The organism is Microbacterium phyllosphaerae, from assembly GCF_050628115.1.
Taxonomy (GTDB): Bacteria; Actinomycetota; Actinomycetes; order Actinomycetales; family Microbacteriaceae; genus Microbacterium; species Microbacterium phyllosphaerae_A.
Window position 1 is genome coordinate 2074991 of sequence record NZ_CP192502.1, and the last position, 24965, is coordinate 2099955.

25 protein-coding genes and 1 pseudogene are annotated in these 24965 nt (G+C 68.2%); 16 read left to right on the forward strand and 10 right to left on the reverse strand.

The features are described from left to right. The first annotated feature begins 48 nt into the window (after window positions 1–48). A complete protein-coding gene (locus tag ACQ4LY_RS09690; RefSeq protein ID WP_431070984.1) occupies window positions 49–1035 on the forward strand; it encodes a helix-turn-helix transcriptional regulator in 987 nt (328 codons plus the stop codon). Here the strand turns inward: ACQ4LY_RS09690 and ACQ4LY_RS09695 are convergent. Continuing rightward, window positions 1024–1965 (reverse strand): hypothetical protein, encoded by a 942-nt coding sequence (locus ACQ4LY_RS09695; RefSeq protein ID WP_431070986.1) that lies wholly within the window; start codon window positions 1963–1965, stop codon window positions 1024–1026. The genes ACQ4LY_RS09690 and ACQ4LY_RS09695 overlap by 12 nt on opposite strands. Window positions 1966–2100: 135 nt before the next feature. Here ACQ4LY_RS09695 and ACQ4LY_RS09700 point away from each other — a divergent pair. Then, window positions 2101–2176: pseudogene (locus ACQ4LY_RS09700) on the forward strand. 14 nt (window positions 2177–2190) lie between these two features. Here the strand turns inward: ACQ4LY_RS09700 and ACQ4LY_RS09705 are convergent. After that, a complete protein-coding gene (locus tag ACQ4LY_RS09705; protein ID WP_431070988.1) occupies window positions 2191–2793 on the reverse strand; it encodes a TetR/AcrR family transcriptional regulator in 603 nt (200 codons plus the stop codon). 69 nt (window positions 2794–2862) lie between these two features. On the opposite strand from ACQ4LY_RS09705, the gene ACQ4LY_RS09710 reads away from it, so the two are divergent. Both ACQ4LY_RS09710 and arfB read left to right on the forward strand, forming a co-directional pair. Then, window positions 2863–4149, forward strand: a complete 1287-nt coding sequence (locus tag ACQ4LY_RS09710) for an MFS transporter (protein WP_431070990.1) — start codon at window positions 2863–2865, stop codon at window positions 4147–4149. A 24-nt stretch (window positions 4150–4173) separates the two neighbouring features. Next, entirely contained in the window at window positions 4174–4614 is a 441-nt protein-coding gene (arfB, locus tag ACQ4LY_RS09715) for an alternative ribosome rescue aminoacyl-tRNA hydrolase ArfB (RefSeq protein ID WP_431070992.1), read from the forward strand. 25 nt (window positions 4615–4639) lie between these two features. On the opposite strand, the gene ACQ4LY_RS09720 is transcribed toward arfB, so the two are convergent. Beyond that, window positions 4640–5587 carry a DUF1214 domain-containing protein gene (locus ACQ4LY_RS09720; RefSeq protein ID WP_431070994.1) on the reverse strand — a complete coding sequence of 316 codons (948 nt, stop codon included), beginning with the start codon at window positions 5585–5587 and terminating at the stop codon, window positions 4640–4642. 95 nt (window positions 5588–5682) lie between these two features. Continuing rightward, window positions 5683–7758, reverse strand: a complete 2076-nt coding sequence (locus ACQ4LY_RS09725) for a bifunctional lysylphosphatidylglycerol flippase/synthetase MprF (RefSeq protein ID WP_431070996.1) — start codon at window positions 7756–7758, stop codon at window positions 5683–5685. A gap of 209 nt (window positions 7759–7967) precedes the next feature. On the opposite strand from ACQ4LY_RS09725, the gene ACQ4LY_RS09730 reads away from it, so the two are divergent. Beyond that, a complete protein-coding gene (locus ACQ4LY_RS09730; RefSeq protein WP_431070998.1) occupies window positions 7968–9035 on the forward strand; it encodes a PQQ-dependent sugar dehydrogenase in 1068 nt (355 codons plus the stop codon). Window positions 9036–9048: 13 nt separating this feature from the next. Here ACQ4LY_RS09730 and ACQ4LY_RS09735 read toward each other — a convergent pair whose 3' ends face one another. After that, window positions 9049–10038 carry an oxidoreductase gene (locus tag ACQ4LY_RS09735; RefSeq protein WP_431071000.1) on the reverse strand — a complete coding sequence of 330 codons (990 nt, stop codon included), beginning with the start codon at window positions 10036–10038 and terminating at the stop codon, window positions 9049–9051. A 49-nt stretch (window positions 10039–10087) separates the two neighbouring features. Between ACQ4LY_RS09735 and ACQ4LY_RS09740 the strand changes: the two genes are divergently transcribed. Continuing rightward, entirely contained in the window at window positions 10088–10489 is a 402-nt protein-coding gene (locus ACQ4LY_RS09740; protein ID WP_431071002.1) for a MerR family transcriptional regulator, read from the forward strand. Here the strand turns inward: ACQ4LY_RS09740 and ACQ4LY_RS09745 are convergent, their stop codons facing one another. Beyond that, window positions 10490–11152 (reverse strand): thioredoxin domain-containing protein, encoded by a 663-nt coding sequence (locus ACQ4LY_RS09745; RefSeq protein ID WP_431071004.1) that lies wholly within the window; start codon window positions 11150–11152, stop codon window positions 10490–10492. It abuts the gene before it with no gap. Between the two features lie 79 nt (window positions 11153–11231). Next, a complete protein-coding gene (locus tag ACQ4LY_RS09750) occupies window positions 11232–11654 on the reverse strand; it encodes a hypothetical protein (protein WP_431071006.1) in 423 nt (140 codons plus the stop codon). 100 nt (window positions 11655–11754) lie between these two features. Between ACQ4LY_RS09750 and ACQ4LY_RS09755 the strand changes: the two genes are divergently transcribed. From ACQ4LY_RS09755 to ACQ4LY_RS09765, 3 genes are read left to right on the forward strand one after another with little or no spacing between them, the layout of a single operon-like run. Further along, complete coding sequence (locus ACQ4LY_RS09755) at window positions 11755–12108, forward strand: PLDc N-terminal domain-containing protein (protein WP_431071008.1); 354 nt, start codon at window positions 11755–11757, stop codon at window positions 12106–12108. Further along, window positions 12105–13769, forward strand: coding sequence for a 2-succinyl-5-enolpyruvyl-6-hydroxy-3-cyclohexene-1-carboxylic-acid synthase (gene menD, locus ACQ4LY_RS09760; RefSeq protein ID WP_431071010.1), 1665 nt, complete (start codon window positions 12105–12107; stop codon window positions 13767–13769). Before ACQ4LY_RS09755 ends, menD begins: the two co-directional genes overlap by 4 nt. 43 nt (window positions 13770–13812) lie before the next feature. Beyond that, complete coding sequence (locus tag ACQ4LY_RS09765) at window positions 13813–14655, forward strand: polyphosphate kinase 2 family protein (RefSeq protein WP_431071012.1); 843 nt, start codon at window positions 13813–13815, stop codon at window positions 14653–14655. Window positions 14656–14669: 14 nt separating this feature from the next. On the opposite strand, the gene ACQ4LY_RS09770 is transcribed toward ACQ4LY_RS09765, so the two are convergent. Next, entirely contained in the window at window positions 14670–15923 is a 1254-nt protein-coding gene (locus tag ACQ4LY_RS09770; RefSeq protein ID WP_431071014.1) for an isochorismate synthase, read from the reverse strand. Between the two features lie 59 nt (window positions 15924–15982). Between ACQ4LY_RS09770 and ACQ4LY_RS09775 the strand changes: the two genes are divergently transcribed. The 6 genes from ACQ4LY_RS09775 (at window position 15983) to ACQ4LY_RS09800 (ending at window position 21967) form a co-directional block, all read left to right on the forward strand. Beyond that, the gene (locus tag ACQ4LY_RS09775) at window positions 15983–16546 is read left to right on the forward strand and encodes a hypothetical protein (RefSeq protein WP_431071016.1); all 564 of its coding nucleotides are present in this window, start codon (window positions 15983–15985) and stop codon (window positions 16544–16546) included. Between the two features lie 56 nt (window positions 16547–16602). Continuing rightward, window positions 16603–17262, forward strand: a complete 660-nt coding sequence (locus tag ACQ4LY_RS09780; protein ID WP_235560052.1) for a ubiquinone/menaquinone biosynthesis methyltransferase — start codon at window positions 16603–16605, stop codon at window positions 17260–17262. A gap of 45 nt (window positions 17263–17307) precedes the next feature. Continuing rightward, on the forward strand, window positions 17308–18375 hold the full coding sequence (locus ACQ4LY_RS09785) for a polyprenyl synthetase family protein (RefSeq protein ID WP_431071018.1): 1068 nt from the start codon (window positions 17308–17310) through the stop codon (window positions 18373–18375). A gap of 58 nt (window positions 18376–18433) precedes the next feature. Next, window positions 18434–19828 (forward strand): FAD-dependent oxidoreductase, encoded by a 1395-nt coding sequence (locus ACQ4LY_RS09790; protein WP_431071020.1) that lies wholly within the window; start codon window positions 18434–18436, stop codon window positions 19826–19828. Window positions 19829–19890: 62 nt separating this feature from the next. Next, window positions 19891–20931 carry a hypothetical protein gene (locus ACQ4LY_RS09795; RefSeq protein WP_431071022.1) on the forward strand — a complete coding sequence of 347 codons (1041 nt, stop codon included), beginning with the start codon at window positions 19891–19893 and terminating at the stop codon, window positions 20929–20931. Between the two features lie 28 nt (window positions 20932–20959). Further along, on the forward strand, window positions 20960–21967 hold the full coding sequence (locus tag ACQ4LY_RS09800) for an alpha/beta hydrolase (RefSeq protein ID WP_431071024.1): 1008 nt from the start codon (window positions 20960–20962) through the stop codon (window positions 21965–21967). A 31-nt stretch (window positions 21968–21998) separates the two neighbouring features. On the opposite strand, the gene ACQ4LY_RS09805 is transcribed toward ACQ4LY_RS09800, so the two are convergent. Next, complete coding sequence (locus ACQ4LY_RS09805; protein WP_431071026.1) at window positions 21999–22634, reverse strand: GntR family transcriptional regulator; 636 nt, start codon at window positions 22632–22634, stop codon at window positions 21999–22001. Between the two features lie 435 nt (window positions 22635–23069). Continuing rightward, on the reverse strand, window positions 23070–23558 hold the full coding sequence (locus ACQ4LY_RS09810; protein ID WP_431071028.1) for a YajQ family cyclic di-GMP-binding protein: 489 nt from the start codon (window positions 23556–23558) through the stop codon (window positions 23070–23072). A 186-nt stretch (window positions 23559–23744) separates the two neighbouring features. On the opposite strand from ACQ4LY_RS09810, the gene ACQ4LY_RS09815 reads away from it, so the two are divergent. After that, entirely contained in the window at window positions 23745–24956 is a 1212-nt protein-coding gene (locus tag ACQ4LY_RS09815; RefSeq protein ID WP_431071030.1) for a sugar ABC transporter substrate-binding protein, read from the forward strand. Window positions 24957–24965 lie beyond the last annotated feature (9 nt).

Sequence of the window (24965 nt, forward strand, 5' to 3'; positions counted from 1 at the left end):
AAAAGAACCAGGACAGATCCTGTCCGCAATATCTGGCACTCTGAAGTCATGTCCGACACCACGACTCGCGCTCTCGCACTGCTCAACCTGCTGCAGACGCACCGGCATTGGCCTGGCACCGAACTCGCCGGACGCCTCGGGGTCACCGAGCGCACCGTGCGCCGCGACGTCGACCGACTGCGCGAGCTCGGGTACCGGGTCGAGTCGACTCCGGGAGCGGCAGGCGGCTATCGCCTCGAGGCCGGCAGCGCAGTGCCGCCGCTGCTGCTCACCGACGACGAGGCCGTCACGATGGCCATCGGGCTGCGCGTCGCGGCGACGCAGCAGCTCGTCGGCGGGGCGGAGGTCACCCTCACCGCACTCGCCAAGCTCGAGCAGGTGCTGCCGTCGGCGCTGCGGCAGCGGGTGAACGCGCTCGCCGCCTCCGTGCAGCCTCCGCGGATCGGTGACGGGCCGGTCGTGTCACCGGCGGTGCTGGGTGAGATCGCGATGGCGACGCGCGATCACGAGCGACTGCGCATGCGGTACGTCGACGGGGCGGGTGTCGAGAGCATCCGACGGGTCGAGCCGCACGCCCTCGCTCCCTCCGGACGCAAGTGGTTCCTGCTGTGCTGGGACCTCGATCGTGACGACTGGCGGACCTTCCGCGTCGACCGCATCGTCTCGGTCGAGCACACGCGAGTGCTGTTCACCCGTCGCCAGATCAGCGAGGAGGAGATCGAGGAGCGGGTGCTGATCGCCGCATCGTGGACTCCGCAGAAGGTCGAGGCGGATGCCGTGATGGAGCTGTCGCTGCCTGTCATGGAGGGTATGTTCGGGCCGTGGTCGGAGGGGGCGACGGCCGAGGATGCCGGCCGCACCCGCTGGCCGTTCGGCGGGTCGGACTGGCGGGAGGCGATGTATGCGCTGCTCTGGATTCCCGAGGGAGTCGAGTACACGACGAGCTTCCCCGAGCCGCATCGCGCGGAGCTCAGGGAATCGCTGGAGCGCCTGCTGCGGGCCCTCGACGCACCGGCTCCCCGCTCACGCGGGTAGCGACTGGCGCGCGACGATCGAGGGTGGGTTCGGGTCATTCCAGCGCTGGAACGTCTGCACGCACCAGAACAGGGCGAACAGGATCAGGGCGACCGCCTCGCCGAAGAGCACGACCGGGGTCTCGCCGAACGTCTGGCGGAAGAGCAGAGCCACGACGAGCAGCAGGAGGTCGACGATCAGGAGGCCTGCGATCCAGCGGTAGATAGATCGCTGGCGAGGAGTGGGCGGGGTCTCGCCCGGTTCCAGCGGGCCGCCGGCGTAGAGGATCGGCACCGCGGCGAACACCCCGAAGAACACGAGCGTCACCGCGAAGTGGATGCTGGCCACGGGCCAGAAGTTGAACGGGAAGGTCTCATTGAGCGCGGGCCAGAAGGCGAGGGCCACCATGACGGCGGCCGTCACGAGCGCGATGATCGACACGAGCCGGGCTGAGGGATTCGGCGTGCGGGTGCGGGTGCGGTGGCGGATCACCGCCATCGTGATGACCACCGCCACGACCACCACAGCGTAGACGGCGATCCCCGCCTTGGCAGTGCCGATGTCCTCCGCCGGAATGCAGTCCACCAGGATCGGGCAGGGAAGGTGGCCGACCGCACGGGTGTCGGCGAGACCGGTCGGCACGATCGCGATGAGTGGCGCGAACACCGCGCACACATCGAGGAGGGTCGTCGCGCGGCTTCGGCCGGAGAGGGCGAGGAGCACGACGGATGCCGCGAGCAGCGCTCCGACGAAGATGTCGCGCCCGGCGGTGTAGAACGTGTGGCTGATCGAGGCGAGCGGGTGCCAACCGAACATGAGCGGCTCCCACGTCACGACGATGCTCTGCACGACGACACTGACGAGCAGCGTGAAGACTATGAGCACCAGAGAGAGTCGCAGGTAGCGGTGGGTCTTCTGGGGGGTCGTCGCGGGGGAGTCTGCGGCTGCCATGAGGCGAACGTACACTGCTGGCCGTACGGAGTCGGATGACGCGGCGTGACGACTCTCGTCATCGTCGGACTCACTATGTCAATCCCCGCAACGATCCTGGTCTTCCGGATCACGGCGAGGTAACGTCATCCCCATCGCGGCGATCCGGGCGGTCCCGGGCCTCAGCTCATATCTGACGGCGTTGCGGGTTCGACTCCCGCCGTCGCGTCCACTGCGGTCACACGACTACGCGAGGGCCGCCTCGACCGGAGCCCAGCCGTTCTCGAGCACGGCGAAGCCGGCTGCGAGGGTCCCCAGCTGATCGTCACTCGCGTTGACGAGCAGCTGAATCTGCAGGACGAAACGCGAGTACACGCGGATCTCGGGGGTGGCCCTGGTGAGTCCGAGCTCGTCTGCGATCGCGTCCGACAGTGCGTCTTCATGGCGGAGCCACATCTTGGCGGCGTACTCGCGCAGTGCGGGCGTCTCGTTGAGGAATCGGGAGAACACCTGCGACACGTCCACGCCGTGCTCGTCGATGTTCGCGCCGACCTCGACCGTGTAGAAGTCGCGGATCGCCCGATTGATCGTGACGCCCTCAGCGCGGTCTCGGACGGCCGAGACGAGGCGATCGCGCTGCTCGTCGTCCTCATCGAACACGAGCGCCTCTTTCTGGGGGAAGTGCGCGAACACCGTCGTGGGGGAGACATCGGCGGCATCCGCCACCTCGCGGATGCTGACGTTGTCGAAGCCCCGCTCGAGGAACATCATCGTCGCCACGTCGGAGATGTTCTTGCGCGTCGCCGCCTTCTTGCGTTCGCGGCGTCCGAGCGGCTCAGAGTTCGTCATGCCTCCACGATATCCGAATTCGATACAAAACCGGCTTGACAACAAAACTGGTATTGATACAGTTTCGGAGTGACTTCACTTATGAACCCGCCTGCGCGCAGCGAAAAGCGTGCCTGGATCATGCTCATCGTGCTGACGATGCTCACCGTCATCGGCATGACCGTCGTCCTCCCCGTCCTGCCCTTCGTCGTGCTGCAATACGTGTCGCACGAAGGCGATCTCGCGATCTGGGTCGGTGTGCTCGAAGCGATCAACGGCCTCTGCGCCTTCCTGGTCGCCCCCTTCCTCGGCCGACTCTCCGATCGCTTCGGCCGTCGCCCTGTCATCATCGGTGCAGCATTCGGCGCCGCGTTCGCCATGACCCTGTTCGGCATCGGCGGAGCGATCTGGGTGCTCGTCCTCGCCCGTGTCATCCAGGGCCTCACCGCCGGTGACCTGCCCGCCCTCTTCGCCTATCTCGCCGACATCACCCCACCCGAGAAGCGCGCTCAGCGGTTCGGACTGCTCGGCGCTCTGTCGGGGATCGGCATGATGATCGGCCCGGCGATCGGCGGTCTCCTCGCCGCTGTCAGCCTGCAGCTCCCGGTCTTCCTCACCGCGGCCGTCGGGCTGATCATCGCGATCCTCAGCATCTTCCTGCTCCCGGAGAGCCTGAAGCCCGAGAACCGCATCCCTCGCATCGCCGTGCGCGACCTGCAGCCGTTCGCCGTCTTCAAGGACGCCTTCAGCCGCAAGGAACTCCGGGGTCTCATGATCGGCTTCGGTCTTCTGGCGCTGCCGTTCGGCTTCTTCGTCAACAACTTCAGCGTTCTCGCCCTCGACTCGATCCAGTGGGGTCCCACCCAGATCGGTCTGCTCACGGCAGGGGTCGGCATCATCGACATCGTCATCCAGGGTGTGCTGCTCGGCATCCTGCTGCCGCGCATCGGAGAACGCGGCGTGATCGTGAGCGGCATCGTCGCACAGATGATCGGCCTGATCGGCCTCGCGGTCGTCGCCTCGATCTTCGCGCAGCCATGGGTGTTCATCGTCGGTGCGCTTCTGCTCGCCGCCGGCCAGGGCGCCTCGCAGGCCGCGCTCGACGGAGCGATGTCGAACGCGGTCGGCGACGACGAGCAGGGCTGGTTGGGAGGTGCGACCCAGTCGCTCGCCGCGGCGATGAACACCGTCGCACCGCTGATCGCGGGTGCTCTCTACGTCCTTGTCAGCCACGCGGCTCCGTACTGGGTGGGTGCGGCGATCATGGTCGTCGCCGCGATCGTCGTCGGCCGCGCGCATATCGCGAACACCGCGAAGCGCGGGCCGATCGACGAGGATGCTGTCGTGCCGACGGAGCTCGCGCGCGCCGACGACTGACCGGGCGGGAGGGATGATGGATGCATGCCGTCATCCCACCGTCCAGGGCTCCGGGTCTCATCAGGTCTGACGATCCCCGAGTCCGAGCTGACGTGGCGTTTCTCGCGCTCGTCGGGGCCCGGTGGGCAGGGTGTGAACACGGCGGATTCCCGAGTGGAGCTCGTGTGGGATGTCGCGAACAGCATCGTGCTCACGCCGCACCAGCGCGACCGCATCGTCGACCGCCTGAGCGGTCGCCTCGTGAACGGGGTGCTCACGATCGCCGCATCGGAGCATCGCGCCCAGCTGCGAAACCGCGACGCCGCACGTGAACGACTCGTGGCATTGGTCGCCGAGGCGCTGCGCCCACCGGCTCCTCAGCGTCGGGCGACCAAGCCGAGTCGCGGATCGAAGGAGCGGCGATTGACCGCCAAGAAGCGGCGCACCGACGTCAAGAAGATGCGCAGGCCACCCCGCGACGGCTGAAGAGGTCGAGGCGGCACCCGTCGCGTCAGGATGCCCGAAGGCTCGGGAACGACCACGTGCCGTCGATCACCTCGGGTCTTGGACGGTAGAGGCGCACCAGGTAGTTCCACCCCTCAGGGAGCGGCAGCGCGTTCGGCAGATCGAGATCACCGCCGAATCGGATCGTGATCGAGCCGTCGGAGTCCCTCACCCCGGTCACGCTGTTGACGCTGTACGCCCCCTCCTCGTTCGCCGCGAAATACCCGTCGCCGTCGTACAGCGACACCGACCAGAAGCCGTCGACGGGCACATCGCCGACGTGCAGCGTGTACTCGCCGAGGGGCAGGCGCGGGTCGACGTTGATGTAGAACGCCTCAGACTCGGGCAGGCCGCCCCAGGCTGACGCCGCGGCGAGGAGATGGCGGATGGGATCCACGGCGTCGGCACGACCGAAGCACCGGTCGAGTCCCCCGAGTCCCTTCGCCAACGTCAGCAGTGCTGCTCTGGTCTCGGCGAAGCTCTCCTCGTCGTAGACCGGGGCGGGGAACTCGCCGCCTGCGACCGACGTCAACGCGAACCGGTCCTGCAGAGCGTTCACCACGGCGACGTCGTCAGCATCCTCGGAATCCACCAGCACGCGCACCGCTGCGAGGACGTGATCGGATCCGAGGTCCTCCGCCGACAGCTCGTGGGTGCCGGGGTCGTGGAGCACGCGGTTGATGTAGTGATCCTCGTTCACGAGCATCACCGAGACGTACCTGTCGCCGGCGTCGGGGATCGTGATGGTCGCGCCGCGCGAGACGTCGATGATCGCGGCGCTGTACAGAGTGTCGCGGTTCATCCTGATCACGGTCTGCTGGTCGATCGGGGTGGGCACGCGATAGTGGTTCCATCGATTCGACCCGCCGGCGGCGGAGGCGATCGCATCGAACATGCGAGCGCTCTCGATACGGGCGAAGTTCGCGAAAGTGACGGGCGCAGGAGTGTCGGTCATCGTGGTTCCTTCCTCGACGGTGCCTTCATCCTGGCCGCGAGATCCGGGCGGCGCACTCGAGCTCACCCTTCGCGGGTGAGGTCGCAGGGCCGGGGTCAGTCCTTGTTGCCTCTGACCAACTCCAGCCCTGCGCCCGCGAACTGCCGCAGCGTCGCATCCGGCAGGAACGCCCGAGTCAGAGCCGTGCCGATCGCTGCGAGGTCGGCCTCGTCGCGGAACAGCAGGTACATGGTCTCGTAGCGCGGGTGGAACTTCTGCTTGAAGCGATGCAGCGATCCGAACCCGTACACCGGCTCGAGCGCCTCGGCGAGGCGGTCGCTCAGCGCGGCGATCATGCCGGCATCCGGTGGGTAGTCGTGAGCGAGGGGTGCTCCCGACAGCGACATGATCTCGGCACCCTCCTCCGAGAACTGCCGGGCGGATGACCCGATCAGGTACTCCATGACCGGGGCGAAGCCGCCCTCCCGCCGACGCATGAGGTCGAGCGTCCACCCGCGCACGGTGCCGCCGTCGCCGTAGACGGGAAGCCACGACAGGAATCCGTCGACGTCGCCGTTCGGAGCCAGTGCCAGAGCGAGACGCACCTCCGGATCCTCTGCCTCCTCCAGCGTTCCGAGCGTGAAGCGCATCTCTGGCAGGTCCTTGTCGCCGACCCACGCCTCCGAGATCGCCCGCAGCTGCTGCTGCACGCCCCACGACTCGGCCTTCAGGTGCGTCATCTTGAACGTCATCTCGTCACGACCCGCGCGGTTCAGCGAGGTCCGAACCGAGTTCCAGCGCTTGCCCGTGAACTCGAGCCCCGGCAGGTCGACGATCGTGTCGTCCGCGACGACGATGCTCCGCCAGGTCGACGGCACAGCCTGGCGGGTGGCATCGTCCGCGCTGAAGAAGCACGGCACGAGGCCCGCGTTCTCCGCGGTGCGGACGAAGTCCGTCACGGCGTCTGTGCGAGCATCCGCGGGTCCGATCGGATCCGCGAGCGCGAGCGCGACGCCGGCCCGCCGCTGATACGCCACGATCCCCGCGGCGCTGCGCGCGTAGCTGTTGCCCTCCCACGTCGTCATCCACGACAGGGTGCCGCCGCCGTGCTCGCGCAGCGCGGTCTTCACGTCGTCGACCGAGGGAGCAGGCTGGATGCCGAGGAGAGACTTCCGCTTCGCCCGGAAGGCCCGTCGCACAGCGATCAGATAGACGAGCAGGATCAGCCAGAGGAAGCCGTTCGCGAGAGCGAGTTCGGTCTCGCCGTCCCAGCGCAGATCGATGTCGGCCTGCGAGAAGACGGTGATCAGCGTGAGGACGAGCGCTCCGATCAGGATGTTGAAGAGTCCGAGCAGGATCACCAGCACCCACGACCAGCGCCGCCCGCGCAGAAGGCCGTTCACGAGCACGACGATGACGACGAGGTCGATCGCCAGATCGATGAACCCGCCCGATGCGGGTTCTGTCGGGCCGAACGGACCGTCGGTCGCCACCAGCGTCGTGATGATCTCCACTGCGCCCAGCACCAACAGCGCGATGACCGCGATGAGGCGCTGCTCGCGCACGGTGGTCCGCTGCACGCGCAGGGTGCGGTCGGCGAACAGGATCAGCAGCACCGCGAGCAGGTGCTCGAGGTCGGCGAGTGCGCCCCAGAACAGCATCGCGATGAAGACGAATCCGAGCAGGATGAGCCAGCCGCGCACGCGCCACGGTGGGCGGAACAGCCCGACGGCGGCCGCGATGCACGCCATGGTTCCCCCGGAGGCGCCGACGTCGAGCGCGTGGGCCTGGGCTTCGGCCCACGCCCACGGCAGTTGCGACGCGAAGGCGAGCACCAGAGCGGTCGCGAACATCGCGAAGAGCTGTCCGACCCAGTAGTAGGCGAGCGCGACGCGGGATCCTCGACGGAACTCGAGGTACGCCATGCCCCAGAATCCCGAGATCGTGAAGACGTAGACCCAGGGTGCATTGACGAAGAAGGTGCCAGTGAAAGGAGTCCACCACTTGCCGTCGAGGAAGTTCGGCAGGCCGTAGGCGACGTCCGCGAACAGGTCGGTCTTCTCGAACGGACTCCACAGCCCCTGCCATGCCACGCCGACGACAAGTATCAGCGCGACCATCGTGAGGGTCGCCGGTATCCGCCGCAGAACTGCGACAGCGGGGTGAGATGTGGGGGTGCTCGCCTCGGTCATGCGCTCAGCGTAGCGAGCGCGGGTCGCTCTCCGGGGTCGAACGTTCCTGTCGCAGTTCGTGCCGCTTCCGGATCGTCCGGTCGCACTTCGAGTCGTCAGCGCGCCGTTACGACGGCACAAAGTGCGACCGGAGGCGGCAGGGGTGAGGCGGATGCGGCAGGGGTGGCGCGGTAGTGGCGGTGCGACAGGACATCACTTTGAATGGAGTCATGCCCGCGTATCGACCACTCCGCTCCTCGATGGCACGACGGCGCGCATCGCTGGCGCTCGCGGCTGCGTCCGTCGCCGTGCTCGCGGCCTGCACATCACCGCCGACCTCGGTCTCGGCGCCGGCGGCCGACTCCTTCGTCGAAGGTCTCGACGCGCCCTGGTCGATCGCCTTCCACGACGGCGTCGCGCTGGTGAGTGAGCGAGACAGCGCGCGGGTGCTCGAGATCGCCGACGACGGCGAGACCCGGGAGGTCGCCGTGATCGACGGCGTCGCACCCGCCGGCGAGGGCGGGCTGCTCGGACTCGCGGTGCACGACGGCGAGCTGTTCACCTACTTCACCGCTCAGGACGAGAACCGTGTCGAGCGGCGCGAGATCACCGGAGAGGCGGGGGAGATCTCGCTCGGCGAGCCGACCACGGTGATCGACGGCATCCCGGCAGCGGGCAACCACAACGGCGGACGCATCGCGTTCGGACCCGACGGGATGCTGTACGTCACGACCGGCGACGCCGGTGACCGCGACAGCGCCCAGCACGTAGATGCCCTGTCGGGCAAGATCCTGCGACTCACACCAGAGGGCGACATCCCCGACGACAACCCGTTCGACGACTCGCCCGTGTTCAGCTACGGGCACCGGAATCCGCAGGGCATCGCCTGGGATGCCGAGGGCACGATGTACGCGAGCGAGTTCGGTCAGGACACCTGGGACGAGCTCAACGTGATCGAGCCGGGCGGCAACTACGGCTGGCCCGAGGTCGAGGGGATCGCCGACGACGACGTCTTCATCGACCCTGTGCAGCAGTGGTCGCCGGAAGATGCGAGCCCGAGCGGCATCGCGGTCACCGGATCCGACATCCTCATCGCCAACCTGCGCGGCGAGCGCCTGCGCGTCGTGCCGCTCGACGACCTTGAGACCGGCACCGAGCGGTTCGTGGGCGAGCTGGGCCGCCTGCGCGACGTGGTCACAGATCCTGATGGCGTGCCCTGGGTCCTCACGAACAACACCGACGGACGCGGCAGCCCCGGGCCAGGGGACGACCGCATCCTGCGCCTCGACGTCGATTGACTGCAGGCGTGGATCAGGCGAAGCCGTCCACGCCGGTGGCCGTGACCGAGAGTGCCCACAGCCGCTCGGCCGCCTCAGGATCGATCGCCCACTCCTTCACCCCGCCCGTCGTCATGTCGGTGTGCTCGGGCGGAACGGTGCCCTTGATCGAGCAGTCCTCGCAGTACGCTCCGCTGCGATCGACCAGCTCCGGCGCCGTCGCTGCCCAGAGTCCTGTGGAGGCTCCCTCGGACGGCGTCTTGAACCGCGGGTTCGGGGTTCCGTCCTCATCGATCCAGCCGCGGGAGATCAGCTCCTCGCGGGGCACGTGCCGCTGCAGGTCGGTCATGATGCCGCCGGGGTGCACGGAGAAGGCGAGGAGACCGCGGTCCGCGCCACGACGGGCGAGACCGACGGCGAACAGCGCGTTCGCAGTCTTCGACTGCCCGTAGGCGACCCACGGGTCGTAGGGCGTGGTCGCGAAGTCGATGTCGTCGAAGCGCACAGGGGAGCGGAAGTGACCTCCGGAGGAGTACGAGACGACGCGCGCCCCCTCGGGCAGCAGGTCGGCGATCCCCCCGACCAGGGCGAAGTGGCCCAGGTGGTTGGTCCCGAACTGCGACTCGAAGCCCTGCGCCGTGTGGTTGAACGGGGTGGCCATGATGCCGGCGACGTCGAGCACGAGATCGATCGGGTGCGCGTCGCGCCGCACGGACTCGGTGAATGCCGCCACCGAGTCGAGATCGCCGAGGTCGGCGCTGCGCACCTCGACCGCGTCGAGTCCCTCGAGAGCCGCCGCGGCCGCATCGAGACGGCGCGCGGGCACGATCACGCGCACGCCTGCATCCGAGAGTGCGCGCACCGTCTCGAGGCCGAGTCCTGAGTATCCGCCCGAGACGATCGCGGTCTTGCCCGAGAGATCGGCCCCAGCGATCACCTCGGCCGCTGTCGTCCGGTACCCGAAATCCGAGGCCAGGGGCTGCTGGCGGGCGATCATGTCGAGAGGGGGGAGTGCATCTGTCATGCTCCGACCGTACGATCTAGAGTGCACTCGAAGTCAAGGAGGAGTCCCGGTGGACGACGTGATCGACACTGCTCGTACTTTCAGCATCGGCGAGCTCGCCCGTCTGGCCGGCGTGAGCGTGCACACGCTGCGCTGGTACGAGGCAGAAGGGCTGTTCCCTCGCGACGTGCCCCGCACTCCCGGCGGTCGGCGGATATACGGCCACGACTCGCTCGCATGGCTCGCGCTGCTGGCGCGATTGCGTGAGTCCGGCGCACCCATCGCGGTGCTGCGGGAGTACGCGGCCCTGGTCCGCGCAGGCAGCGGCAATGAGGCCGAGCGTCTCGCACTGCTGCGCGCGCACGAGCGCTCCCTCGACGCGCAGATCGAGACGTTGATCGCCTGCCGTGAGGTGGTGACGGCCAAGGCCGGCGCATATCAGGAGGCGCTTCTCGCCCGCGGGCTCCTCTGACTAGTCAGAGACGGCCTTCTCGATCGCCGTCTCGAGGTCGCCCCAGGCTTCCAGCACGACGGGCTCGCCGTCGATGAAGAAGCTGGGAGTGCTGCGCACGCCGAGCTTCTCGCCGTCGCTCTTGTCGGCCTGCACTCGCTCGAGCGTCGCCGGATCCGCGACGGCTGCATCGTAGGCCGTCATGTCGAAGCCGAGGTCTGCGGCGAATCCGCGGAACACCTCAGGCGTCTCCTGAGACTGCTCGCCCCACTGCGACTGCGTCTCGAACAGGCGGTGATACATGTCCTCGAACCGGTCCTGCTGCGCCGCGGCCTCAGCAGCGAGCGCGGCCTGCGTGGAGTTGATGTGACCGGGCAGGGGGAAGTACCGCACGACGTAGGTGATGTCGCCGGCGTACTGCTCTCGCAGGTCTTCGACGATCGGGTAGAACGCGCCGCACGCCTCGCACTCGAAGTCGAGGAACTCGACGACGGTCAGAGCATCCGCTCCTCCCTGGTCGAGTATGTGCGAGTCGGTGCGGACGGTCTGCAGCTTCTCGCCTTCGAGCGGAGCCGGTGCCGCGGCGCGCTGCGACATGGCGTAGACGATGCCGACGATGCCGACGATGGCGAGGACGATGGCGACGGCGATGGCGATCAGTGTCGCCTTGACAGGGGTCTTCATGGAGTTCTCCAACGGGTGATATCAGGCAGGGGTGGGATGCCGCGGTGCGGCCGGGTCGCCGAAAGACGGCGTGCCTGATTCAGGTGCGGGAGAGGGAGAGCTGGGTGAGCGTGAGCGCGGGGACGTGCAGGCGAGGGCCGGCGTGTGTCGGAGCGGATGCCACGAACCCGCGGCTCCCCACGAGGAGGCGCGCGGTGCGACCGAAGCGCAGGAGGAGCAGCACGAGCAGGATGCAGCATAGGGCGGCGACGGCAGTCGTTCCGGCGTCGGACGACACCGCGTCCACGACCGTGACTCCGCCGTCGTGATGGCCGGAGGTCGACGTCGCGGCAGCGGAGACACCGGGCGCGAGGCACAGCGTGGCATGCGCATCGGCTTTGCCGTGCGACGTCGACCATGCGCCGATGACCAGCAGCAGGGCGAGGCCGAGGGCGAGAGCGATCCTCAGGATCAGCATCCGCTCGGCGCCGGGCTGTCGCACGCGCATCGACGGGGTGGGCATGATCCGCGCAGTCTAACAATCGGGTGTCGGAACGGGCTCTGAGCGCTCGTCACGCCGCCGTGGCCGATCCACCTCCCGTTCACCCGCCTACACTGGAGGGGTGGCGAGACTGTTGATCGTAGGCGGGTTCCTGGCAGCCATCTTCTGGGTGTACAGCATCGTCGACTGCGCCGTCCAGCCGCCCTCCCGCCATCGTGGAGTGCGCAAGGCGATCTGGATCGTCATCGTCATCCTCATCCCGGTCATCGGCGGGATCCTCTGGTTCACGATCGGCCGCCGCCGCGCGAACGACAACGGCGGCGAGATCCGCATCGTCGCTCCCGACGACGACCCCCAGTTCCTCCGCAGCATCAGCAAGAGCGAGCAGGATGCCCGCATCCGCCGCCTCGAAGAGGAGCTCGCCCGGCTCGAGGACGAGACCGACGACGGCCCCGCGTCGGACCCGCGTCCGTGACGGCATCGCCGGCGACGGATGCTGCGGCATCCCTGATCGCCGAGCTCGTCGCCCACGGAGTGCGCGATCTGGTGCTCTCGCCCGGCTCCCGTTCGCAGGCGCTCGCGCTCGCCGCGGTGCACGCCGCGAACCAGGGGCACCTGCGCGTGCATGTGCGCATCGACGAGCGCGTCGCGGGATTCACCGCCCTCGGCCTCTCGCGTGAGACCGGGGTGCCCACTCCGGTGCTCTGCACTTCGGGCACCGCCGCCGCGAACCTGCTGCCTGCCGCGATGGAGGCCTTCCATTCCGGGGTGCCGCTGCTGCTGCTGACCGCCGACCGGCCGCCCGAGCTCCGCGGCGTCGGCGCGAACCAGGCGACGATCCAGCCCGGCCTGTTCGGCGCCTGGGTCCGCGAGCAGATCGACGCCCCGGTGCCCGGCGACGGCGAATGGACGGGTCTCGCCGAGCGTGCCGTCGCGGTGGCGCTGGGGGCGGATGCCGCACGCGGCCTCCCCGGAGTCGCCGGCCCGGTGCACCTGAACCTGCCCTCGCGCGAACCGCTCTCCGGCGAGATCCCCGCGCTCGAGATCACCCCCGGCGATGCGCCCCGGGCCTCTGTCAGCGAGCCGCTCGTTCTCGATCGTGGCCCACGCACAGTCGTGATCGCCGGCGCGGACGCGGGTGCCGATGCCGAGGAGATCGCCCACGCAGGGTCGTGGCCGCTGATCGCCGAGATCGTGAGCGGCGCCCGCTTCGGTCGTCAGATCGTGCACGGCTATCGCGCGCTGTTGAGCGACGACGCCCTGGGAGGGCGTATCGAGCGCGCTGTCGTGCTCGGGCATCCGACGCTCAGCCGTGAGGTGACCCGCCTGCTCTCACGCGCCGATGTCGACGTGATCGCGGTCCGTCGCGGCGGTGAGGCGCTGAACCTCAACGGACGCACGACGCCCGCGGCATCGGTCTCCGTCGCCCCCGGAACCGCGGATCGCGAATGGCTCGGCGCCTGGCTCACGGCATCCGCAGCTCGCACCGTCGACCTCAGCGAGCGCGCACCTGACCAGGACGGACTCGCCTCCAGCGACTTCAGCGCTCGTCGCGATGCCGTGAAGGCCGAGCTCGAAGCCGTGCGTCGACCTCTCGACCGCGCGCTGCTCGCCGACGCCGTCTGGCGGGCGACGTGGCCGCACGATCGCCTCGTGTTCGGCTCGTCCCGGCTGGTCAGGGTCGCCGATGCGGTGCTCGGCGGCAAGAAGGTGCCGGTGCATGCCAACCGCGGACTCGCGGGGATCGACGGCACGATCGCCACCGCGACGGGCATCGCCCTGGCGAGTCAGGCGGGCGGGTCTCCCGGAATCACCCGCGTGCTGCTGGGCGATCTCGCGTTCCTCCACGATGTGGGAGCTCTGCTGCTGCCGCCCGACGAAGACGAGCCGCGCCTGCAGGTCATCGTCGGCAACGACGGCGGCGGCACCATCTTCGACGGGCTCGAGGTGGCCGCCACGGCTGATCGGACCGACCTCGACCGAGCGTTCTACACACCGCACACTGTGCGACTCGAGAAGCTCGCCCTCGCCTACGGCTGGGAGTACCAGCGCGTCACCACCCGCACGGCTCTCGACCAGGCGCTGACAACGCCCGCCGGCGGACGCCAGCTGATCGAGGTTCCGCTCACCCGCTGACCCGTCTCCGCGCGGCGCGAGTGCGCAGTGGCAGGATGAACGCATGACAGCGCATGAGTGGGCCAAGACCCTGCAGGTCGGCGACGGATTCCGTCTCTCGGACGTCGACCCCGAGAGCACGCCCGGGTATCACGGGGCCAAGGCCGACGGTGCGCGCGATCTCGCAGCGGGCCTCCACGAACTCAACCAGCTGCAGGAGCGGCTGTTCGCCGAGAGCCGGGTAGGCGTGGCGAAGGACTCGGTGCTGCTGATCCTTCAGGCCATGGACTCGGCGGGCAAGGGCGGGATCGTGCGTCACGTCGTCGGAGGTGTCGACCCGCAGGGCGTGGCGCTCTCGGCATTCAAGGCGCCGACCGATGAGGAGCTCGCCCACGACTTCCTCTGGCGTGTCACCCCGCGTCTGCCCGAACCGGGGTTCATCGGCGTCTTCGACCGCTCGCACTACGAGGACGTGCTGATCGGTCGGGTGCGCTCACTGGCTCCCGCCGACGAGATCGAGCGTCGCTACGACGCGATCAACGCGTTCGAGGCCGACGCCGCGGCATCCGGCATCCGCATCATCAAGGTCATGCTGCACATCTCGCCCGACGAGCAGAAGGCGCGCTTGATGGAGCGACTGGAGCGGCCGGACAAGTACTGGAAGTACAACCCGGGCGATGTCGATGAGCGACTGCTGTGGGACGACTACATGGCTGCGTATCAGACCGTCTTCGACCGCACATCGACGACCGCGGCGCCGTGGCACGTGATCCCGGCCGATCGCAAGTGGTTCGCCCGTCTCGCGGTGCAGGAGCTGCTGCTCGACGCGCTGCAGGGCATCGACCCGCAGTGGCCGGAGGCGACCTTCGATGTCGAGGCCGAGAAGAAGCGCCTCGCCGCGAGCTGACTCGGGCCGGCGAATCAGGCGAGCGCGTCGACCAACGGGCGGAACTTGACCCGGGTCTCGAGCATCTCGGACTCGGGGTCCGACCCCGTGACGATGCCGGCGCCCGCGTATGCCGTGACGGCGATGTCGGTCGCGGCGGGGGAGAACTGCGCGCAGCGCAGAGCGATCGCCCACTCGCCGTTGCCTGCTGCATCCACCCACCCGACCGGACCCGCGTAGCGACCGCGGTCGAACGGCTCGAGCTCGCGGATCGCCGCGATCGCCGCAGTGGTCGGGGTGCCCGCGACGGCGGCGGTGGGATGCAGTGCGCCCACGAGGTCGAGCGATGAGCCGCCGTCGGCGAGCTCTCCCTCGACATCGGTCGCCAGATGGAAGAGGTTCGGCAGCTTCAGCAGGAAGGGCTGTTCGCTCGCGGCGAGCACCCGAGTGTGCGGACGAAGAGAGGCGAGCACGCTCTGCACGGCGTACTCGTGTTCGTCGAGATCCTTCGTGCTGGACGCCAGATGGGCAGATGCCACGGTGTCGGCGTCCGCGTCGGCTCCGCGGCCGATGGTTCCCGCCAGCACGCGCGCGGTCACGGTGCGCTGCTGCACGGTGACGAGTGTCTCGGGGCTCGCGCCGATCAGCCCGTCGACGGCGAAAGCCCAGGTGTCGGGGTACCCGGTCGACAGTGCCCGCACGAGGCGACGCAGATCGGAACCTGCCGGGATGCTGCCGGTGAGGTCGCGCGCGAGCACGACCTTGCTGAGCTCGCCGTCCGCGATGCGACCGAGCGCCCGCCGCACGGAATCCTGATAGCCCTGCGGGCTCTGGGCGCCGGGCCCCACCGTTCCCGCCCAGTGCGGGCCGTACTCGCGAGTCGCGGCATCGTCTGCCGTCGCGGCGGAAGCAGAGGAGCGGATGCGTGTGAGCCAGGTGCGTCCGCTGTGACGCCCGATCACGAGTGACGGGACGATCAGCACGCTGTCTGCGGCGGAGTCCTCGTCGAAGGTCAGCGCCCCGAAGGCGACCAGCCCCGAGCCGGGGAGTCCGAGTTCGTCGTCGACCTCGGCATCCTGCGCGAGGTCTCGCCAGGCATCGGCGATCGCGGCGGAACGCAGCGGCGCTGTGCCTGCCGGCACGCGGATGGTCTCGACGACTCCGTCGCCCACGGCGACGATCCCGTCACCACGGCGCAACCAGGCGAGGGGCCGTGCCGGGTCGGCGAATGCCAGGAGATCCTCGACCGGATCGATCTCACGGGTCTCCACGACCAGCCTGCTACTCACCCCTCCAGCCTAGTTCTTCGGCCGAGAGGAAGGTCCGGGGCGCGGCCTACGCTGAACGCATGAGCGATGTGCGACCCGCCCCCGGCACCGAGATGATCTTCCAGTGGCGCAAGTGGGACGGATCCCCGCACTGGCGGCACGAGTGCGTGTACCTCGGTGCCGATGAGTGGGGCGACTGGCTCGGGCAGCCCGCCGGCTGGCACAGCGCGCGCCCCGGGGCGTCCTTCGTCACGGCCGGTCCGAACGTGACCCTCGTGCCGCGACAGACCGACTACGCGCTGACCGTCAACCGCGACCACCCCAAGGCCATGCGCATCTACATCGACATCGGCTGGGACGTGCGCTGGTCGGACGACCCGCTGCTGGCGGTGGGCATCGACATGGATCTCGACGTCGTGCGCGTCGACGGCGACCGCGGGATCTGGATCGACGACCGCGACGAATGGGAGGAGCACAGTGCGCAGTACGGGTATCCGGCAGAGATCATGACGAGGCTCGAAGCGCTGGCGCTCGACCTCGAGCAGCGCGTGCGCACGCAGACCGCACCGTTCGACGATGCGACGGGGGATCTCTGGCTCGACCGCCTCGAAGCGCTGCACCTCGCGCCTAGACTGGACTCGTGACCTCGAACGAAGCAAACCGCGCCGATCTCGGCAAGGACCCCGCCCGCGTCAGCGGCATGTTCGACCAGGTCGCCGCGGGCTACGACCGCACGAACACGGCGATGACGGTCGGCAACGACGCGCTCTGGCGTGCGGCCACGACCCGCGCCGTCGCCCCGAAGCCCGGCGAGAAGATCCTCGACCTCGGAGCGGGAACCGCATCGTCGTCGGCATCCCTCGCGCGCAGCGGTGCAGAGGTCGTCGCCGCCGACTTCTCGCCCGGCATGCTCGCCGAGGGGCAGCGCCGTCACGGCAGCATCCGCAATCTCTCGTTCGTGCAGGCGGATGCCACGGATCTGCCGTTCGCCGACGGCGAGTTCGACGCTGTCACGATGTCGTATGCGCTGCGCAACGTGAACGACCCGAAGAAGGCGCTGCGTGAGCTGCTGCGCGTCACGAAGCCGGGCGGTCGCCTCGTGATCAATGAGTTCTCCACGCCTCCCGGTTCCGTCTTCCGTGCCGCGTACCGCTTCTACAACTCGCAGGTGCTGCCGCGAGTTGCCCGCGTCGCCGGCACCAACGGCGACGCCTACGACTACCTGAACGAGTCGATCCGCGACTGGCCAGACCAGAAGAAGCTCGCGGCGTGGATCCGCGAGGCCGGGTGGACCGAGGTCGAATACCGCAACCTGTCGTTCGGCATCGTCGCGCTCCACCGGGCGTTCAAGCCCGCGTGAGCACCGCGCGCGAACCCGTACGTCTGACGAAGGTAGGCTGAGCACGTGACTTCGAGCCGCGTAGCCCCGGGTTCGCGACTGGCGAGCCGTCTCGGTTTCAGCGACCGTGTCTTCATCGGCACCGCTGGGCGACGCATCGCTCAGGCGATCGAAGACGGCCTCGAGCTCGTCGAGACCGGCCTCGCCGACGACGTGCGCGTCGCCGATCCTCTCGCCGACGCCGCGAGCCGATATCTCTACGAGGCCGGCGGCAAGCGCATCCGCCCCGTGCTCACGCTGCTCGCCGCCCAGCTCGGCGACGGCAACACAGAGCAGGTGATCGATGTCGCCAAGGCACTCGAAATCACCCACCTCGGCTCGCTGTACCACGACGACGTCATGGACGGTGCCGACCGCCGCCGTGGCGTGCCCGCCGCGCAGACCGTGTGGGGCAACAACATCGCCATCCTCACCGGCGACATCCTGTTCTCGCGTGCGAGCCAGCTGATGTCGCGCCTGGGTGAGCGGGCCATCCGCCTGCAGGCCGACACGTTCGAGCGGCTCGTGCTGGGCCAGATGCACGAGACGATCGGCGCCCAGCCCGACGATGACCCCATCGAGTTCTACATCCAGGTGCTCGCGGACAAGACCGGATCCCTGATCGCCGCAGCGACCCAGGGTGGCGTGATCTTCTCGAACGCCCCGTCGGAGTACGAAGAGCCGCTGCGCGTATACGGCGAGAAGATCGGTGTCGCCTTCCAGCTGCTCGACGACGTGATCGACCTGTCGGCGAAGCCCGAGGACACCGGCAAGGTTCCCGGCACCGATCTGCGCGCCGGCGTCCCGACCATGCCCTACCTGCTGCTGAAGGCCGAGGCCGATGCCGATGAGGCCTCGATCGACCTCGCCGCCCGCATCGACGACGGGGTCGCCCGCATCGCCGAGGGTGAGGACCCGGCGATCCTCGACGGACCGCTCACCGAGCTCCGCGACCATGTCGGCACTCAGAAGACTCTCGCGCTCGCGCACGCCTGGACCCAGGATGCGATCGACGCGCTCGCCCCGCTTCCGCGCGGCACCGTGCGCGAAGCCCTCACCCGCTTCGCAGAGACCCTCGTCGAACGCTCCAGCTGATCGCATGGCGGCCGTGGGCCGCGTGCGTCGGGCGTGACGGCATACGAAAGGACCCCTTATGACCAAGCTCAGACTGGCCATCGTCGGAGCGGGCCCCGCCGGCATCTATGCAGCCGACATCCTGCTGAAGGCCGAGCGCAAGTTCGACGTCTCGATCGACCTCTTCGAGCAGCTCCCCGCGCCCTACGGCCTCGTGCGCTACGGGGTCGCCCCCGACCACCCGCGAATCAAGGGCATCGTCAACGCCCTGCGCGACGTGCTCGACCGCGGTGACATCCGTCTGTTCGGCAACGTGCGCTTCGGCGAGGACATCACCCTCGAGGATCTGAAGAAGCACTACAACGCGGTGATCTTCGCGACCGGCGCGATCCGTGACACCACGCTCGACATCCCCGGCATCGACGCGGTCGGCGCCTACGGTGCAGCGGACTACGTGAGCTGGTTCGACGGCCACCCCGACGTCCCGCGCGAGTGGCCGCTGGATGCCGCATCCGTCGGCGTGCTGGGCAACGGCAACGTCGCTCTCGACGTCGCCCGGATGCTGGCGAAGCACGCCGAGGACCTGCTCGTGACCGAGGTTCCCGACAATGTCTACGAGGGACTGAAGGCGAGCGAGGTCACCGACGTCCACGTGTTCGGTCGCCGTGGCCCCGCACAGGTGAAGTTCACCCCTCTCGAGCTGCGTGAGCTCGGCGAGCTGCGCGACGTCGACATGGTCGTCTACGACGAGGACTTCGACTACGACGAGGCATCGAAGGATGCCGTGGCCAGCAACAAGCAGGTCATGGTCATCGATCGCATCCTGCAGTCGTGGCGCAAGCGCCCGTCGGTCAATGACGCCAGAGGCGATGAGGACAACGAGGGCGGCACCGCATCGCGTCGTCTGCACCTGCACTTCTGGGCTCGCCCGGTCGAGGTCCGAAAGGACGAGGCCGGCCGGGTCGCCGCTCTCGTCTACGAGCGCACGAAGCCCGACGGACAGGGTGGTGCCGTGGGCACCGGCGAGATGCGCGAAGTGCCCCTGCAGTCTCTGTACCGCGCGATCGGCTACTTCGGTTCTCCGCTTCCGGGCGTGCCGTTCGACAAGAAGCACGGCGTGATCCCGAACCGCGAGGGCCAGGTGCTCGCGAAGGACTCGAACCAGCAGATGACCGGCATCTACGCGACCGGCTGGATCAAGCGCGGGCCCGTGGGACTGATCGGTCACACGAAGTCCGACGCCATGGAGACCGTGCGGCACATCATCAACGACCAGGGCTCGTGGTGGCACCCGGAGGACCCCTCGGAAGAGGCGATCCCTGCGCTGCTTCAGGAGCGCGGCGTCAAGTGGACCGACCTCGACGGCTGGCACCGTCTCGACGAGCACGAGGTCGCCCTCGGTGCTCCGCACGAGCGTGCCCGCGTCAAGGTCGTGCCGCGCGATGAGATGGTGCGCGTCTCCCGCGGCGAGTGACCGTCATCCGATCGTTGTCGGCGTCTCGCGTGTCGGGGCGCCGGCGTCCCTAGGCCGAGCGCATGCGACTGCGCTCTCTCCTCGTGCTCGGTACGGCCGCTCTGTTTCTGGTCTCCGGATGCACTCCTGAGCCCGCTTCGACCCCGAAGCCGACGGCATCCCCGTCGGCTTCCGTGACTCCGACGCCCACACCCGAGCCGATCGTCGACCCGGAGTCGGCGTTCGACGTGACATGCGACGACGTCGCCGCCGAGATGAGCGCCCTCGTCGGGGAGCCGGAGACGCCTGTCCAACCGGTGCTGTCGGTGGTGTCGACGATGAGCTGGATCCCCGGACCCGGGCAGCACATGTTCCAGCGCGCGGGCGGGATCGCCTGCTCTGCGGGGGCGACCTATGACCGCAGCTGGGAGGTCGTGCTCGTGCCGGGTGCCGAGGCCGTGATCGCCGGTGCGACCGAGCGGCAGGGGTACTCCGGCGAGCAGGCGCGCTGCGAAGACGGGTCGTGCTTCTTCGAGTTCCCCGACGGCGACGTGCTGCTCACCGCCACCGTGCACGATCCCGGGCTCGGGGGCGCGGACACCGCTCGGATGGAAGAGGCGATGCGGCGTCTCGCCGCCTCGGCCGCATCGACCCTGCATGGGGTCGAGTACATCGACAGCGAGATCGTCGGTGCGCCGTGCGAGCGGTTCATCACCGAGCAGGAGGTGAACACCCTGTTCGGCGTGACCGACGCGGGGCTCTATAGCGACTTCGGAGGGTGGGGCATCCCCGCAGAGGTGTACGAGTACGTCAACGGATCGCGGATCTGCTATTTCCGAACGTCGACGAGCGAATATGAAGGTGCGGCGTACCTGATGCTCACCACGCTCCCGGCAGGAGCATGGGCGTTCGAGAAGCTCGACGGCGCACCGGTGGAGGTCGAGGGCGCGGATGCGGCGAGATCCAGCTCCGGCGAACACGGCGAGAACATCCTCGACGTGCGGGTGGGCATCGACTGGCTACGTTTCATGACCTACGACAACGGGGCGGGTGCGGCCGATCCGGCTCCTCTGGCGGCGGCGGCCGTGCGCAACCTCACGGTCGGACACACCGCTCCGCAGTAGTCGTGGAGGGGTCGGCTAGCCTGGCCGCATGCCTGACTGGACAGCGGACGTGCTCGGCGACGAGTTCGAGCAGCTGACGCTCGAGCTCGCCCCTGACGACGAGGGTCCCGTCGTGGCCACGCTCGTGCGGGCTCTGCCGAGGGAGCCGGCATGGTGGAACCGCCTGCGCGGCAGTCGTCGGCTGCTCGAGGATGTCGACGTGCTGTACGTGCACGGGTGGTCCGACTACTTCTTCCAGAAGCGGCTTGCACGGTTCTGGACGGCACGGGGTGCGCGCTTCTTCGCACTCGACCTGCGCAAGTACGGTCGCAGTCTGCGTGACGGCCAGACACCCGGCTACATCACCGACCTCGCCACTTATGACGAGGACATCGCCGCGGCGCTCGAGGCGATGGGGCGGGGCGCTGAAGGTACGGCATCCGCTCGTCGTCTCGTGCTGCTGGGGCACTCCACCGGAGGGCTCACGCTGAGCATGTGGGCGTCGCGACACCCCGACACCGCCGCCGCCGTGATCCTGAACAGCCCGTGGTTGGAATTCCAGGTCGCGTCGGCGCGGCCGCTGATCGCGCCGGTGGCCGAGCTGCAGGCGCGCTGGGCTCCTCGGGAGGTCGCCCCGCAGGTCGATCTCGGGTTCTACACGCGCGCGCAGCAGGAGGTCGCGGATCCCGACGACCCCGTCGAGGTCAATCTCCTCTGGCGACCGGCGCAGACGATGGCCGTGCACGCCGGGTGGTTCCATGCCGTGCTGTCAGGGCACGCCGCGGTCGCAGCCGGCCTGTCAATCGATGCACCGGTCTGCGTGCTTCTTTCTGCGCGTTTCGCGGCGCCCACGCGATGGTCCGAAGATCTCACCCGAGCCGACTCGGTGCTCGTGGTCGACGACATCGCCCGTGCAGCGCTCAAGCTCGGCCCGTCGGTAACCGTCGAACGCATCGACGGTGCGCTTCACGATGTCTTCCTCTCTCGCCATGAGGCGAGAGAGGAAGCGTATCGGCGCCTCGACGGGTGGGTCAGAGGGTGGTCGGCAGCGCACTGAACGCGATCAGGTGCTGCATCTCATCCTCCGGTCAGACGTAGTGCATCTGCCGGGCAAGGCGCTCGGCCTCGTCGGCATCGGCATCCAGCACCGCGACCCGGAAGTCGCGGTAGAGCTGGAGCATGCGCTCGCGGTCGCTCTCGGGCACGTTCCAGCCCCGCAGATTGCGGAACAGCGCCAAGCTCGCGTCGTTGATCAGCACCTGGTGCTGGACGTTGCGGCTGCGCTCGCTGAGAAACGAGAACACCGCCCATCGCGAGTTGGAGATGTGCACATCGTCGTCGAGACCGACGTACATCTCCTCGACGAGAGTCGCGAGCCTCTCTCGTTCCTGCTGTGTCATTCTCGCGACGCCCATTCGCGCCGCCATCCCCGCCTGGTATCCGGCGAACTCGAGCGTCTGCTCCACGGTCTCCGGCGTGACCGCGGTGACCTCGGTGTATCTGCTCGGGTACATCGTCACGAGACCGAGGCGCTCGAGGCGCTGTAACGCCTCTCGCACCGGAGTCCGCGACACATGCAGTTCTTCGGCCACATCGACATCGCGGATGCGATGCCCCGGTTCCAACACGCCGTCCACGATCTGCGCGCCGATGTGCTGGAACACCTCCTCTGCCAGAAGTTGCTTGTTCTCTCGGATACTCGTCATCGAGTTGTTGCTGTTCATGGACCGCCCCCAGTTGCTTTCCAGATCCAGGCCCCCCATGATGTGCCCGGACGGCCACTACATCACGAAGTAGATCGCGATGCCAACAATCCACAGGCGCATTTTCTGCCAGCGAGTGGGCCCTCGCCGGCAGTACGTGATCTCGGGATTTGGTACAGAAGAAATTCTGTGGCCGGCGAATGTTCAGAACATTCGCCGGCCACAGACGATGGCGTGCACGGAGCTGACTGCGCCCAGTCCCCACAGGGCGGGAACCGCGATCCGCGAAGCGCGGAACCGAGGTTCGGCAGCGCGTCATGCATCGCCGCATCGTCTGTCGCATCGGGACGCGACTCAGTCCAGTCTCAGGCACCGGCGCCCATATATCGGAATGCGATTTGGCGGACACAGCGAAGGGGACGGATGCCGGGCATCCGTCCCCTTCGCTCCGCGGGATCAGCGGTAATTGATGAACTGCAGATCGAGGTCGAGATCGGCACCCTTGAGCAGCGCGATCACCGACTGCAGATCGTCACGGCTCTTGGACTGCACGCGCAGCTCGTCGCCCTGGATCTGGCTCTTCACGCCCTTCGGGCCCTCGTCCCGGATGAGCTTGTTGATCTTCTTCGCGTTCTCCGACGAGATGCCGTCCTTGAGCGAGGAGGTGATGCGGAACTCCTTGCCGCTCGCGAACGGCTCGCCGGACTCGAGGCTCTTGAGCGAGATGCCGCGCTTGATGAGCTTGGTCTGGAAGACGTCGAGAACGGCCTTCGCCCGCTCCTCGGTGCCGGCGATGATCAGGATCTGCTCGCCGCTCCAGGCGATCGATGCGCCGGTGCCCTTGAAGTCGTAGCGCTGCTCGATCTCCTTGCGCGCCTGGTTGAGGGCGTTCTCGGCCTCCTGGTGATCCACTTTCGAGACGATGTCAAAGGAACTGTCAGCCATGGACAAAGTGTATCGATAGCGCCGTTTTCCTGCGCCTTTGGAAGCGTTTCCACACCGATTCCTCCGGTTGATCCCGGTCACAGCTTGATATCGACGCGCGCCTCCATTGCGATTCTCGACGATCTCGTTGCATACTGTAAGCGCTTGCAGTCCTGCAGGTCACAGCATTCAGAGAGGCACACACCAATGAAGGTGAACAAGAGGGGCATCGTTGCCGCCGGAGCCATCGCGCTCGTTTCGACTCTTACCCTTGCCGGTTGCTCGACCGGCACCGACGGCGGCGACTCGTCGTCCGACGGTGAGAGCAGTGGCACGCTGACGGTCTGGGTCGACGCCGAGCGCGTCGATGCGCTGCAGAGCGCAGCCGACTCCTACGAGGAGAAGACCGGGGTCAAGGTCGAGCTCGTCGGCAAGTCGGTCGACGACATGAAGGACGACTTCATCCAGCAGGTTCCGACCGGCAAAGGCCCTGATGTGGTCATGGGTGCGCACGACTGGCTGGGCGAGCTGTCGACCAACGGCGTCGTGGCGCCCCTCGAGCTCGGCGACTCGTCTGCCGATTACCTTCCCGTCGCCCTTCAGGCGGCGACGTACGACGGCACGGTCTACATGCTCCCGTACGCGGTCGAGAACATCGCCGTGCTGCGCAACGCCGACATGGTCCCCGCAGCCCCCACGAGCTTCGACGACATGGTCTCGCAGGGCGCGTTCGTGGTCGAGCAGGGCACCGAGGGCAACCCGTACCACCTGTACCCGTTCCAGACGGCCTTCGGTGCGCCGGTCTTCGGCACCGACGACTCCGGCAGCTACGACTCCGCCGACCTGCAGCTCGGCAGCGCGGGCGGCACGGCGTTCTCCGAGTGGCTCGCGGCGCAGGGCGCGGCCGGCACGCTGAACACCGACATCGACGGCGAGATCGCCAAGCAGCAGTTCCTCGACGGCACCGCGGCCTTCTGGCTGACCGGTCCGTGGAACGTCGGAGCGGCGACCGAGGCGGGCATCAACGTCGCGATCGATCCGATCCCCAGCCCCACGGGTGAGACCGCCTCGCCGTTCGCCGGGGTGAAGGGCTTCTTCGTGAGCTCCGAGTCCAAGAACAAGGTCGCCGCGAACGACTTCCTCGTCAACTACATCGGCACCGAAGAGGTCCAGCTCGAGCTGTTCAAGGCCGGCAACGTCCTCCCCGCACTGACGGCGGCCGCCGACTCCGCGGCATCCGACCCGATCATCGCCGGCTTCCAGGCCGTCGGTGCCGACGCTGTGCCGATGCCCGCCATCCCGGCGATGGGCGCGGTCTGGGAGTTCTGGGGCGTCGCCGAGGCGGCGATCATCAACGGCTCGGACCCGGCGACGACGTGGCAGAAGCTCGTGGACGACGTGACCGCGGCAATCAAGTAAGACACCCAG